General features: G+C 49.8%; 9 protein-coding genes. All 9 read right to left on the bottom strand.

Features of this window, described 5'->3' with window-relative positions:
* Window positions 1–33 precede the first annotated feature (33 nt).
* The 9 genes from EYB31_RS06705 to EYB31_RS06665 all read right to left on the bottom strand — a co-directional run bounded on the left by EYB31_RS06705 (window position 34) and on the right by EYB31_RS06665 (window position 14,137).
* Entirely contained in the window at window positions 34–918 is an 885-nt protein-coding gene (locus EYB31_RS06705; RefSeq protein WP_131012527.1) for a carbohydrate ABC transporter permease, read from the bottom strand.
* 21 nt (window positions 919–939) lie between these two features.
* Window positions 940–1,845 (bottom strand): ABC transporter permease, encoded by a 906-nt coding sequence (locus EYB31_RS06700; protein ID WP_131012526.1) that lies wholly within the window; start codon window positions 1,843–1,845, stop codon window positions 940–942.
* Between the two features lie 297 nt (window positions 1,846–2,142).
* The gene (locus tag EYB31_RS06695; RefSeq protein ID WP_131012525.1) at window positions 2,143–4,509 is read right to left on the bottom strand and encodes a helix-turn-helix domain-containing protein; all 2,367 of its coding nucleotides are present in this window, start codon (window positions 4,507–4,509) and stop codon (window positions 2,143–2,145) included.
* Window positions 4,510–4,563: 54 nt separating this feature from the next.
* Window positions 4,564–6,138 carry an extracellular solute-binding protein gene (locus EYB31_RS06690; protein ID WP_131012524.1) on the bottom strand — a complete coding sequence of 525 codons (1,575 nt, stop codon included), beginning with the start codon at window positions 6,136–6,138 and terminating at the stop codon, window positions 4,564–4,566.
* Window positions 6,139–6,225: 87 nt separating this feature from the next.
* Window positions 6,226–8,862, bottom strand: coding sequence for an ATP-binding protein (locus EYB31_RS06685; RefSeq protein ID WP_131012523.1), 2,637 nt, complete (start codon window positions 8,860–8,862; stop codon window positions 6,226–6,228).
* Between the two features lie 355 nt (window positions 8,863–9,217).
* Window positions 9,218–10,027: an ABC transporter ATP-binding protein gene (locus tag EYB31_RS06680; RefSeq protein ID WP_165452267.1), complete on the bottom strand. Its 810-nt coding sequence runs from the start codon at window positions 10,025–10,027 to the stop codon at window positions 9,218–9,220.
* Complete coding sequence (locus tag EYB31_RS06675) at window positions 10,020–11,024, bottom strand: FecCD family ABC transporter permease (RefSeq protein WP_131012521.1); 1,005 nt, start codon at window positions 11,022–11,024, stop codon at window positions 10,020–10,022. Before EYB31_RS06675 ends, EYB31_RS06680 begins: the two co-directional genes overlap by 8 nt.
* Window position 11,025: 1 nt before the next feature.
* Complete coding sequence (locus tag EYB31_RS06670; protein WP_131012520.1) at window positions 11,026–11,985, bottom strand: aldo/keto reductase; 960 nt, start codon at window positions 11,983–11,985, stop codon at window positions 11,026–11,028.
* 28 nt (window positions 11,986–12,013) lie between these two features.
* Entirely contained in the window at window positions 12,014–14,137 is a 2,124-nt protein-coding gene (locus tag EYB31_RS06665) for an AraC family transcriptional regulator (protein WP_240762216.1), read from the bottom strand.
* Window positions 14,138–14,245: the final 108 nt, after the last annotated feature.

Here is a 14,245-nt window from a genome sequence, read left to right as displayed (position 1 = left end):
TCTTTGCCTCCCCAAATAATAAATGCGTGACGCCTAGCCTTTCAGCGCGCCTATCATAACCCCTTTGGCAAAATATTTTTGCAGGTAGGGGTAAACCACGAGAATCGGAATGATGGTGATAATAATTACCGCATACTTATAGTTGGCCGCTACGACCCGAAACCCGGAGCCTACGTTGCCGATTTCCCCCTGCTGGTCGGCGAATTCGCCGGCAATGACGATGTTTCGCAGCAGCACCTGAACCGGATACATGTCCTTGTTGTTCAGATACAGCAGCGCCGGGAAAAAGCTGTTCCAATGCTGCACTGCGTAGAACAAAATCATCGTGGCGATGATCGGCATGGACAGCGGCAGAATGATACGCGTCAATATTTGAATATCGTTAGCGCCGTCGAGAAACGCCGACTCCTGCAGGGAAATCGGAATGCCTTCAAAAAATGTTTTCATAATGATCATGTTGAATGTATTGATCGCCGAGGGCAGCACGATCGCCCAGACCGTATTAATCAGCCCCAGCTTTTGCACAACCAGATACGTAGGAATCAAGCCGCCGCTCAGGAACATCGTAAACACAATCATAAAGATGAACACGTTGCGGCCGTACAAATCTTTGCGCGACAAGGAAAACGCGCACATCGCCGATAAAATGACATTGATCGTTGTGCCCAGCGACGTATACAGCAGCGTGTTGGCGTACGAGTGCCAAATATCTTTATTTTTCAAAATGATCATATAAGCGGCAAGCGTCATGTCGTGCGGAAAAAATTTGACAAGCCCGCGGTTGATCGCGCTGCCGTCGCTAATCGAGACGATAAAAATGTAGTAGATCGGATACACCGTTATAAATACAAGCACCACCAGCAGCAATATGTTGATGCCGTCGAACAGCCTGGAGCCCAGTGTTTTATGTGTGTTCATTCGTTTTTCACCACCTTGCCTCTACCATAAACTGGTTTGACTGATTTTTTTTGACGTTTTGTTAGCGGTGTACAGCAGCACCAGGCCAACCAGCGCTTGGAACAGCTCTACCGCTGTGGCATAGCTGAAATCCGCCCCAAGCAGACCCCGGCGGTATACGAAGGTCGATATGACGTCCGCCGTTTCATACGTAGAACCGTTGTACAGCAATATAATTTTCTCGAAACCTACCGACATCAGCCGGCCCAAATTCAGGATCAGCATAATCGAGATCGTCGGGGCGATGCTCGGCAGCGTAATGCTGAGCAATTGCTGCCAGCGGTTGGCGCCGTCTATTTTGGCGGCGTCATACAGTTCGACATCAACGCCGGTAAGCGCGGCCAAATAAATGATCGAACCCCAGCCTACACCCTGCCATATATCCGAAGAGATAAATACGGTTCGGAACCATTCGGGCAGCATCAGGAATTTGATCGGCTCATGGCCGAACCACTGTACGACCTGATTGATCAGCCCGTCCGACGACAGGAAGTTGACGATCATGCCGGCGACCACAACCGTAGAGATAAAGTGCGGCAGGTAGCTGACGCTTTGCACAATCTTTTTGAACCGTTCGTGCCTCAGCTCGTTCAGCATTAACGCGAGTATGATCGGAGCCGGGAACGCCCAGAATAACCCGTACACGTTAATGAGCAGCGTATTGCGGATCAGCTTCCAGAAATACGGGTCTTTCAGAAACTTCTCAAAATGCTGGAACCCGACCCAAGGACTGCCCGTGATACCTTTGACGATGTTGTAATCTTTAAACGCGATGATGATTCCGTACATGGGCCAATAATGAAAGAGCAAATAATACATAAACGGAAGAAACAAAATGATGTATAAATATTTGCTTCTTTTGATGCCGCGGATAGCCGGATGGTTCATCTTGCTCCGCCCGACGGAAACCGTCCGTCCGACCTCTTGATGTGCGATTGTGATCTCCTCCCTAAATATGCCTTGCTTGTGACAGTTGAAAGCGACGGGTTATCACACCCTTAACCGCTTACCGATGCTGCAAGTATACGCAGACGGACAATCGTCTGAAAAGCTCCAATACCCGACGTTTGATGCAGATTTCGCACACTACGGGCGATGATTCACATTTCGCACACCGTGCATTTGTCGCACAAACCACGCAAAAAAACCATAGACCAGCTGGTCTATGGTTGATGAAGGCGTCGCTTATGCCGTTGGCGGGGGCTGTCCCATTTTTCGATGGATGGAGCGGTAGTCGTTGGGCGAGACGCCCTCCATTTTTTTGAATACGCGCAAAAACGTCGTCCGGCTGTGAATCCCGATTTGTTCGGCTATATCGTTCACCCGCATATCGGTTTGCGCCAGCAGTTCCTTTGCTTTCTCCAATCGCAATTGATTGATGTAATCCGTTAAATTGACGCCGGTCTTATCCTTAAATACCCGCGACACGTATTTATCGGAAACACCCATCTCGGCGGCGATTTGTTCAAGCCCCAAGTCGCGCGTGTAATTTTCCTGAATGTATTTTTCGATCGTCGATACTAAGCTGCCCGCTTTCGGGGCGTTGTCCGGCCTGGTTGTTTCGATGATTTTACGGTAAAAGGCTTGCGTTTCCGCCAGCAGCTCCTTAGTCCCGATGAACGAATTGACACGGCTTGTATCCGCCAACAGGCTAAGTGAGTCGCCGAATTCCAAGTGCCGCGCATCGACGCCCCTTTCGGCCAAAAAGCGGGTCCCGGTCATATACAGCTCTTTGAACAGCAGCAGCAAATATTCGTACGAGATACTGCGCTGCAAGTTGGCCGCCACAATATCGTCGATGATGGCCTGCAGCCCGGCTGCGTCTCCCAGTTTCAAGTGATTTAATATTTTTTGCTCCTCGGAAAAAGAGTAAACAAAGCGGTTTTCGATCAGCAGCTGCTTGGAATCGACAATCTGGAAGCGCTCCTCTTTGTTCCGCTTTTCGACAGCAGTCATCGCTTCGTTGTAAGAAGCGCCGATCTCGTTAACTCCGGTATAAAACGTGCCTATGCCAATCGTCATATCGTAATACATATGAATGTCGAACTGGAACAAGCCAAGTAGCTTCTGGAACGCCTGATACAGCAGCTCCGTTTCCTCCGGCCGCTCCAAGTTGACAATACCGACAAACAGATTATGCCGGTATTCCAGCACGTAAGAAGGAGCTTGCTCGCCAAGCAGCGTCCAAACGATTTTTTTGATCCCGTTCATCACGTACATCCGGTCCGTATCCTGAATATCGCGGTAAAACGCCTCTTTCAGATCAAAAAATACGGTGCAGCATACAAAACCCGCCCGATCAAAACCAAATTCCGCCTTCAGCGTTTCTCTTAAAATCTCCTCTTGGTTTAACGTATGGCCCTTCAGCAAAAACAGGAAGGAGGACTGCACGTATTCGTTGGTATGCTTATCGTATTTCATTTTATATTCCATATGGTGGTCGGTCAGCCGCCGGATGCCTTGCTGAATCTGCTCAAACTCGTTGGCCGGCTTGGCCGCTACGTTGTCGCCGCTCCACATGTCGCTTTTGTCCGCAACGATATTGCGGATATTGCGGATCGGGCTGTAAATACGGAAGCTGAATATAAATGAAAAAGCAACGCCCATCACCATCAGCACGAGACAAAGCAGCAGCGTCATCTGCAGGATACTGAACGTATGTTTGTTAAACTCGCTTGCCGGCGTAAACGAATAATATTTCCAGCCGTATAAGCTCGATTGCGCCCGCGACACCTCGTATTTGGTCCCGTTCAGCTTCAGCTCGTCCGTAGCCGCGGCGCCTTCCTCTTGAAGCTTGAGCTGCTGAGTGAAAACCGCATCCTGCAAATAACCGGCCGGATCGTAAAGCGCTTCGCCGTACCCGTCGATGACGGCAAATCCGGTGGAGTCAAACACCGTATTGCCTTTCAGCGTTTTCTCAATCGCGTCAACGGCGATGTTCAGCACCATGATGGCCGTATGATTTTGCACGCGGTCCTTAATGACTATCGGGATCACCTGCTTTTCGTGGATGCCCTCCTGCTTGATGGTCGCGACGGGCAGCAGCTCGATGTATTTGTCGGAAGTCAGCTTTTTGGCCCAATAAGCCGTGTCGTATTTGTCATAACGATACATGCTGCCGAAGAAGGAATCGAACCGGTTGACGCCGCCGCTCACATACACTTCCTGATCGTCGATATATGCGAACATCCGATCGGTAAAATGACTGACGACATTTTCGTTGCGCTGAATAATTTTGGGCAGCCGCCATATCTCCGTTTTAATCTCCAGGCTCTGCTGAGCTTTCGGCATAAACAGCATGCGGACCATGTCGTCGTTAAAAAAATCGAGGCTTGTCTCTTGCGCGGCTTCCATATTGGTGTCTACCGAATTAACGGCATTTTGCAAATTGGTTGTAATCCGCTCGTTAAAGTCTTTTTTCATAATATGTACAGAGTACATATTGGTCGATATTCCGATGATAACAATCGGAACCAACAAAGATAAGAAATAGGACAAAATTTTCAAGAACAGCCGGTTTTCTTTGTTTCCGAAAATTGAGCTCTTGCCCATCGTATAAGGCCTCCGTTCCCTCCTGCTGTAGCTTGACCCGCACTTGTCACCATACTACCGAATCATTCTGGACATTGCGCTGTTGTATATACTTTCCAGCTCGCCCGCGCCCTGCTCCCGCACACTGGCGATTACCGCATCGTATTCGCCGATCGGCTTGAGCCCCATCATAAACTTGTCATATTCCGGGTTCAATATGAAATTAAGCCGGTTGTTAATCTCCTGAACCCGTGCAGCCTCCTGCTTGGTCAGCGGCGGTTCCATCACCTGTTCCCCGTAAGCCGGATCGGATGCAACGATCTGCCAATATTGCTCGTTCAGCGCATCCCAGTTGCCGGTCATTTTTTCTATCTGGAATTGCGACATCGTGTTCGAATACCACGGAGTAAAGCTGAGCTGGCAGCAGCCCAAATCGGAATAAAGCGCATAATAAGGCGTCGGCTGGGCCCTTACAAACCGGTCGACATACGACTTTTTGAGCTGCGGCTGCCCTTTGTCATCCAGCGTATAATGCACTCCCTCTACGCCGAAGTTCATCAGGTTGGAGCCCTGCTCCGAATACATCCAGTCGATCAGCTTAACCAGCGCCTCGGGGTCTTTGGCTTTGGAGCTGACGGCGAACATTTTGCCGGAGAACGTCGTCGGGTACAGCTGCGCCCGCGCGCTGCCCGGCTTGTACGCGGGGATCGGCATAACCTGAAACGTACCTTCGGGTACGGATTTGCGCAAATCTCTCGTAAAATTAAGGCCAAACCCGCTGTTGTCCAGAAAAAAGAACGACTTGCCCCCGGTCAGCTTCTCCGTCCACTGCTGCTGGGTCGTTACCGGGTAATCCGGATCCAGCACCCCCATGCTGTAAGCCTTCTGAAAATACGCCAGCACTTGCTTAAACGCCGGCGTCGCCGGACCGTACACAAATTTGCCGCCTTCCACGTCCTTATCGAAATACATGCCTCCGCTTACGTTGTAACCGCTGCCCATCATATAAGCCGCAGCCGCCAGCAGTTGGCTTGTCCCTTTACGGATCGGCCATGGAACCGAATCCGGGTACAGCTGCTTCAGCTTGCCCAGTGCGGTGAGCAGTTCATCAAACGAGCGGGGTAGCGGAATATGGTGTTTTTCCAGCAAATCCGTACGTATGACCGGACCAAAGCCGTTTTTCGCTTCATTGCGGGCGATCGCCGGAAATCCGTAGAGTTCCCCGTCGACTGTTAAGCGCTTCAGATCGGGCAAAGCATCCCATTGCTTTTTGAAATTCGGCATCAATCCCCGGTTCATATAATCCATCAGCGGCAAAAAGACCCCTGACGAGGCAAAATCGTTCACATCTTGCTTTTCGATCTGCACGATATCCGGCAGATGACCCGTAGCCAGCAATATTTTCTTCTTCTCTCCGTAGTTGCTCGCGGCAATCGGCTCATATTCCAGCCTGATATTCATAAGCCTGGCAATTTCATTCTGTATCGGCGAACCGTTATTCACCTTCTGGCTCGGCGATTCGGCGAACATCACCTTGACCGTCCGCTGTTTACTGTCGTTTGCAGAGCCAGCCTTCAGCCCGGCGGAGGAGCAGCCCGATACGACCACCAGACCGGCGGCGGCAGCAAGCAAAAACCGCTTTTTCGTCATATACAACTCTCCTGCACAAAATAAGGATAAACAAGATGTGTTTGCTTCAGAAGATTAGATCCTTCGGACCTTTCCGCGAGATCCGGCTTAAGTCGGCATAGGGAGTATAAAGCGAAACAACGTGCCTTTACCTGCTTGAGATTGAACTTCAACCGATCCATGCAGCCGTTGTGTCTCTTCTTTGACGGCGGCGAGGCCAACTCCTCTGCCGGAAAGCTCGTCCGCCGCTCTCTTCGTGGAAAAGTGATTGTGGAAAATGTAATCGATAAGTTCGCTGTCCGACGAGCGAGCGGCCGTCTCTTGGCTGAGCAGTCCTTGCTCCACCGCTGTTGCGGCAATGAGAGACGGCGATATTCCTCTGCCGTCATCGCCGATCTCTATGACCAGGTTGGGCATGCGATCCACAATTCGCAGCGTAATTTGGCCGTGATTGTCCTTGCCCAGTTTGATCCGCTCATAAGGGTATTCAAGTCCGTGATCGATCATGTTGCGGAATATATGAACGATCGATTTGGCGAACGAATGATACATAGCATGATTGACCAGCATTTCCCCGCCTTCGATCGTTAACGGGGCAATCGCTTTGCCGTTGCGTACCGCCAGATCCGCTACATAATCGGGGTAAATTTTCAACAAATCCTTAAACGGTTTATCGGCCAGCCGTTCCAAGTCGCTTATGATGATGTTCGCTTGCTCCGGTGGAAACTGCTTGTATATTTTTTGTTTCAGCTGAGCCAAACGTTCCGGGACGATCACCATTTTGTTTCGTTCATCCAAATAACTTTCGCCTAAAATGGAATGCAAATCTTTCAATTCCTCTTCAAGCCAGCTGTTATACGGCAGCTGCAGCAAATAGGCTTCTAACGCTCCGCTTTCGGCATCATCACGGTCGTCCAGCAGACGCGTCTCCAGCTCATGCAGCTTGTTGACGAGTCCCTTCATATGGTAAATGCCAAAGTTCCCTTTGAATGTATGAATCGCCCGGCATATTTCGCCGAACTTTTTTTCGGAAGCATCGTCGTGTTGCAATATTTCCGGCAATCGCTGATTGGAGAATTCCTCGTATTGCTCGGTCAACTGTTTAAAATCATCGTATTGAGTGACCACCTTAACGACCATCTTTAACATGCGCTGCTCCCGCTCGACTTCTTCGGCCAGCGCTTTTTGCTCCGTCACATCGGTAATAATCGTCATTAACTGCAAGCGGTCAATGACGCGGTAAGCCAGATGAATATCCAAAGCGCCAAGCCGCATTTCGGCAGGCAGCAGCGTTAAGATCAGCTCACGTTTCGCTTCGTCCGTTTCTGCAAAAAATGCCGTTAATATTTCGGTAAGCTCCTGCCGTTCGGCTTCATCGTCGTAAAGCAATTCCGGAAACGTCAGCTTATCGATCGTTTTACCGAAAATTCTGCGGCATTCCAGGCTGTAATCCGAATCTACCGCCAACCCGGGGCCAAAGGACAAAAATCCTTGGCCGGCATGATTCAGCAGATTTTGAATCGCACTCGTCCGCTCCTGCACTTTGCTTTCCAGCTCATCGACAGACAACTTGATTTTGCCCGCCATCACTTTGATCTGCCCGGCAATCCAGCCTAATTCGTTCTTGTCCTGAACTTCTAAGCGAGCGTCAAAATTGCCGCGGGATACTTGATTGATGTAATCGCCGATTTCCTGCACCGGCTTTAACCTTCTTTTGAAAATAGTGCGGATCATCAAAATATTCAAGCACAACGCAATGCAAATGACAGCAAAAAAGATCAGCGTAAAGGTGGTCTGCAGCTTCTTTTGCGCGGAGGTGTCGATAACGAGCATTAACGCCCGCTTGTCGGGCAGCGGAATGTAGCGTTTTTCCAAGTTGGCGCCAAACTCTTTTAACTCATACGTCTGTTCTTTACCTGTCTTGGTCAACTGGGTCAGAGCCGCTTTGTCATCGGCGGTTGGAAACTTATTATCACCCACAATGACCGCCGCGTCCGTATCCGGCCTGATCACTTTAGCGGGTTTGTCGGCCAAGAAAGGTTCGATGTTGACGACAGTGACATTTTTAATCTGGCTGTTATCGTCAAGAATGCTGTTCACCAGCCGGTTTGTTCCCCCCAGCGTCTGATCGAACAAGTTGTTCGCTGTAACATAAGGATTCACCATAAATGGAGTTGTTCCGTCATAATAATAGCCGTACAAATAATATTCCGCATTCCAATCCGCTTTGCTCGCGGGTCCGACCCAATAATTCGGTCTTGTGAACCCTTCTTTGGTCGTAACCGGCACCCGGTCCATCAGCTCTTGAAAGCTATGATTCCACAAATCTCCCCAGTCCTTCGTGTTCTGGTCCATCTCTTCCGGTTCCGAAGATTGGACGATACGAAAAAAAGAACCGTCTTTGACAAATAAAGAAAGTCCGTGCAAATCCCATTTCTTCACGATACTCTCCAATAACGTCCGGTCAACATTATCCAGCTGCTTTCCTCTTAGCTCCTCGGTAATGCCTTTGGCAGCCGTATACAAATTCGCATCCAGCACTTCCTCGATCGTTTTGTTTCTGCTTTGAACCTCTTTCATCGAGCTCATTACCATTTGGCTGGTTACAAAATTGCTATGTTCCTGAATTTTATTCATATTGCTTCCCATTAAAGCCGATATGACAATGGCCGTAACCAGGTCAACCAAAAGCATGACCGCTCCCGTTCTCCAAATGATCTGCCTGCTGACCGAATTTGTTTTCATAATTCCCCCTATTTTCTCTATAACAGATTACCGCATTGGTGAAGAAACGTAAGTTTGCTAAATCCTGTTTTCATAAGGTAAATACGAGTCAATTATACAATACTTTGTGAGTTTGCCCAATGTAAGTTTAATAAAGATCGGATAAAAATATCTGCAATCTGACATTCCAGCTCCATGCACAAGACGCTTTCAAAACCACTAAATAAGTGGGCTTGAAAGCGTCCTTTTTGTTTGTTTATTCTTGTTTAATACGTGCTTGAAACATCCGTAAAACAAGTAAGCTAGGGAATGCCTCTCCCACTTCTCATTTCCTTTTTCCGTATTGTGAACCTCATGTTCGGCCGGATGACGGTACTTACAGCTTTAAATCCTCCAGCTTCAGCGGATCGGCCAACTCGAAGGGCACAACACCCCAAGCACCGCCATCCTTATGGCCGGAGCGGATAATTTCCGACTGTACGCCAAAAAACTTTTCCAGATTCGCTTCATTAACAATGTGCTCCGTCGGGCCGGCGATGTGCTCGTTGTTCCCGATGATTAATGATTGCGAAGCCACTCGTAAAGCATGGGCGGGAAAATGGGTATTGATAATAATGCTCAGATGCTGCCGGTTCAGCCATTTGATGATTTCCAGCACCTTCATCTGATTTTTCATATCCAGATTCGATTCCGGCTCGTCCATAATCAGCACTTGCGGTTTCTTGATCAAAGCCCTGGCGATCAACACCATCTGCAGTTGACCGCCGCTGATCTTGGTGCACGGCTTGTCCGCGATTGCCGATAAGCCCAGGCTGCCCAGCATCTCGCGGGCCTTATTGTAATCTTCTTTTTTCGGCGCGCTGCCAAGCGCAATATAAGGCGACAATCCCATGACCACCATATCCGTCACGCTGAATCCAAACGTCGCGTATTTGGCTTGAGGCACATAGCTGACCCGCTTCCAGAAAGCGGAGGGTCCTTGCGCATCGGCTCTTGCCCCGTCGATCCGCACATACCCCGATTTCAATTTCAAGAAACCCATCAAACATTTGATAAACGTCGTTTTGCCGGCGCCGTTAACGCCAAGCACCGCCAAGGTTTCCCCTTTCTTTACGTTTAAGGTTACGTCCCGGAATAATGGCTGAGTTTCATCGTAATAAAAAGCCGCATCGGCAACCTCAATCACTCCATGCGCCTCCCGTCTTGTACAGCATATATCCGAAGATCGGCGCCCCGATCAAGGCGGTCAGCACGGACAGCGGAATTTCGGCGGACGTCAGCGTTCTTGCCGTCGTATCCACGGCCACCATAAACACCGCCCCCAAGGCAATGCTGGCCGGGATTAAAATCTTGTTGTTTGGCCCCACAACCATTCTCGCAAAATGAGGAACGATCAAACCGACAAAGCTGATCATGCCGCAAGTCGCTACAGCTAGCGCGGTAATGACCGTTGTCGCCAAAATAACGGCGATGCGGATCCGCTTCAAGTTTATTCCCAAGGAAACGGCTTCTTCCTCTTTGAGCGAGATGATGTTCAGCTGCCAGCGCAATTTCCAGATCAACGCGATGCCAAGCACGATTAAAGGAATCGTACTCGTCACATCTTTCATCGTTGCGCCGGCCAAGCTGCCCATCAGCCAAAACAAGATGCTTGGCAGCTGTTTTTCCGGATCGGCGATATATTGAATCAATGAAGTCAGCGCGGCAAATACCGAGCTGGTGATCATGCCCGCCAAAACAAGCTTTAATATGTTGACCTGGCCGTCCTTCTTGCTGATATAATAAGCGATGACCATCGAGAGCAATCCGAATATAACAGCCATCCCCTGAATAAGCACGGTTTGGCTGAACAAATAAATACCAAGCGCCGCGCCAAAGCCAGCGCCGGAAGAAACCCCCAGCAAATGCTCGCTGACCAGCGGATTGGAGAACATCGCTTGCAGGCTTGCTCCGGCTACGGCCAATCCGGCGCCGATTACGGCGGCGACAATCACTCGGGGCAGCCGAATGCTCCAAATGACGGTTGCCCCCGCATTGCCCGGCTGTAAGCTGGCTGGAGAAAAGATCGATTGAAACAACTCACCCGGCGTCATCGTATATCTGCCCATGCACAAAGACGCAGTGACAGCGACAAGAAACAAGGCGGCGGTGACGGCGAAAAAAACGGCATGTTTATTCGCCATACTAATTTCGCCAGATGGACAGGACGTAAACGTCCATTAAAGCGGCGACTTCTTCGCGGTTAATATACATTTTCTGGCATATGTCCATCGCGATTTTATGGCGTGTATCGTAATCCAGCTCGGCGATTCGCCGCTTCAGCCTTGTATGCACCAGCTGGCGTTCTTCCTCGGTATACGGCTTAAAGCTGGCGAAGGAATCCAGCGCGTCCTGCACGTCGCTTTTGTTGCGCAAACCGACAAGCACGCTGTCCACATACGGACTGGACAGCATATAATGGATCGCTCCTTCAACGATGCTCTGATGATCACGGATACAGATGGCGTTAAACACGTGCTCATATTGCGGAATAATACCCGTGCCCAGCGGATTCATCGCGATATTGCCTACGCCGAGCCCGTGGGAAGCGCGCATCCCTTCGGTTCTCCACGGGGCGTTCAGCACATTATAACCAACGATGTTGATATCGAATCCGTATTCGCTGAGCACCTTCCGCAAATCCTCGCTAGGCATGTGGGTCGTAATGGAAACGTGCTTGATCAGCCCTTCTTCCCGTGCTCTCACCATCTGATCGACAGCCCCGAACCTTACACATTCCAGCCAATCCCCGTAACTTTTGACGCCCCATAAGTTGGTGAAGAAATCGATTTGCTGCAAGCCTAATCTCTGAAGACTTGTTTCCAGCTTCTCTCTGAAATTGCCGGAATCCCCGTAATAACACTTCGATGAGATATGAAAAGGCAGTTCGCCTTTCTTCATTTCCTGTATGGCATCACCCAGTATAAACTCGGACTGGTCGGCACAATACAGCATCGCCGTATCGAAGAAATTAATGCCGTTGTTATAAGCATGCAGCACGGTTTCCACACACGCGTCTCGGTCGTGCGGGTGCTCGAAGCGCTGCGCCCCGAAGCCGATTCGGGATATTTGAATGCCTGTGTTTGCTAATTCTCTATATTCCATCGTGGTTGTAGTTCTCCTTCGGATCAGTTTAATTTTTGAACTTGCTTACGTACAGCGCACTATCCTTATTGGCATCCACTCTGAGCACCTGATCGACCTCTTCGTCCTTCAGGGCGATGTTGTAAGAGAATTTGTAGCCGTCTTTAATTACGTTTCTCATATTCACCGTCGAGAACTTATCCGGATAAGCCAGCGCCCCGTACCAATACCAGGTGAGCGATGCCATATGCGACATTAAAGCGAATTCGGGGAGCTTGTATACTTTTTTGTTTTTCGCCGCCGTCAGCTCTTTAAGCTGCGGGTGCTCGTAAATTGCTGACGGGTTGACGCCGACCGCGCCTTCATGGATCACGATCATATCCGGGTTCCAGGCCAATATTTGCTCGACGCTCACCTGCATCGTGTTTTTGGATACCCCTTCTTGGTAAGCGGCATTTTTCACACCGGGAATTTCATGATAAAAGTTGCTGTCGCCGTGAACGGAAATTTTATTGCCTTCCATCGCGCTGATCAGCAGCATTTTGACACGTTTGTCCTGCGGAACGTCCTTCACGAGCTGTTCAATTTCGGCTCTGGCCGCATCCTGGTTTTTCACCAACTGCTCGGCGCGGTCTTCATTGCCAAGCGCCGTACCCAACATACGGATTGTCGCCATTTCTTTATCCCATGGTCCCCATCCGATCGTTACGACTTGAATCCCCGCTTTCACCATGGATTCGTAATATTCCGGCTTGCCCATATTCCATTGGAATACGACATCCGGCTTAATGTTCAGAATCTCTTCGATATTCGGCACAAATCCGCCCTCTACGGTAAACGAAGAGTTAATTTGGTTGATTTGCGGATAATATTTGCTCAGCACCCTTTGCGAAATTAACGTTTTCGACGCGGGATGAATCCCGACCAAACGATCCACGCCACCGGCAATTGCAATCGCCGTTTCGGCGAGCGGCTTCGGAAAGGTCAGAATCGTTTTGGCCGGTTTGTTAAAAACAATCGTTTCCCCGCGATCATCGACAATTTTTCGGCTTACGGCGGGCGCAGCGGTTTGGCTGCTCTGCGTGTTATTCTGCGACACCTGCGAGCTTCCGCCCGCGCCGTTCGAATTTGGCGTACTTGCGCATGCAGACAGCAGCAAAGCAACAATCAGCAGCAGATTGACGGCCATGGGAGTTTTTTTCCTAAATGTGTTCATTTGTAGTGCCCCTTTACGTCTATATTGATAATGATTCTCAACACCATTAACAATATAACGCCCGAGCCGGCGCTTGCCAATGGACGATTCGGACACGGCTAATGTACGATTCGGACGAACGGGCTGCGCCACCTGCGCTTTGTAATGATTTGGGGAGATGCCCACATGTTTCTTAAATAAACGGCTGAAATAATAGCGGTCCTGGTAGCTAAGTCCGTGCGCAATTTCCTGAACGGTCGCGTCCGTCGTGAGGATCAAGCGTTTGGCAATCTCCATCCGCACCTCAAGCAAATAATCCAGCGGATTTTGCCCAAGCCGTTCCTGGAATAACCGCACCAGGTGCCGTGGACTGCAGCCGAACAGCTCAGCCAGCGACTCCAGGGATATCGGATCCGCATAATGCTCGTCCATGTAACGGAGAGCTTGCGATACGAGGTCCGCTTTTTTGATCGGCACATCTTGTGAATGCAGCTGCCGCAGCACATCGTAAACAAATTGATAAAACAGCGCTTTGACATGAAACCGTTCCAGCATGCCCGATTGCCGCCATTCCTTGTCCATTTGTTCGAGCTTGAGCAGCAGCGGAACCGGCGAATACGGCTCGAATCCATATTGCATTTCAAATGGATTGCCGCGCTCCAGAAGCTGCTGCAACTCTTGCCGGCTAGGCAGCGAAATCGCCGCACTGTAGAATACGAGATAATACTCGAAATCGTCCTCCGTCCGGACAATATCCAAATATGTACCTTTGCCTCCATGCAGGACATGCAGCGGTTTCATCGGATAAGCCGTTCCGTCCAAACAAACCATGGCGCTCCCCCGCGTAGGCTGCAAAAATGCGCTGGCAGGCAGCCGGTAGCCATGCAGCTCTTCACCGTCCGTCATCTTCAAGCGGCGTACATCCATGACCTTGATCACCGCATAGTTCCATAACATAATCTGATCCTGAATATTCATCACAACGACACGCCCCAGGCATTGATAATAATTCTCATTATAAAGCCTGAGATCAAGAAAAGGAACTATCCGCATGTGTAAAACGATCATGTTGCGTGTGTAAACATT

It is taken from the genome of Paenibacillus thalictri (genome assembly GCF_004307995.1).
GTDB lineage: Bacteria > Bacillota > Bacilli > Paenibacillales > NBRC-103111 > Paenibacillus_AF > Paenibacillus_AF thalictri.
This window is presented reverse-complemented; position numbering and strand designations above follow the sequence as displayed.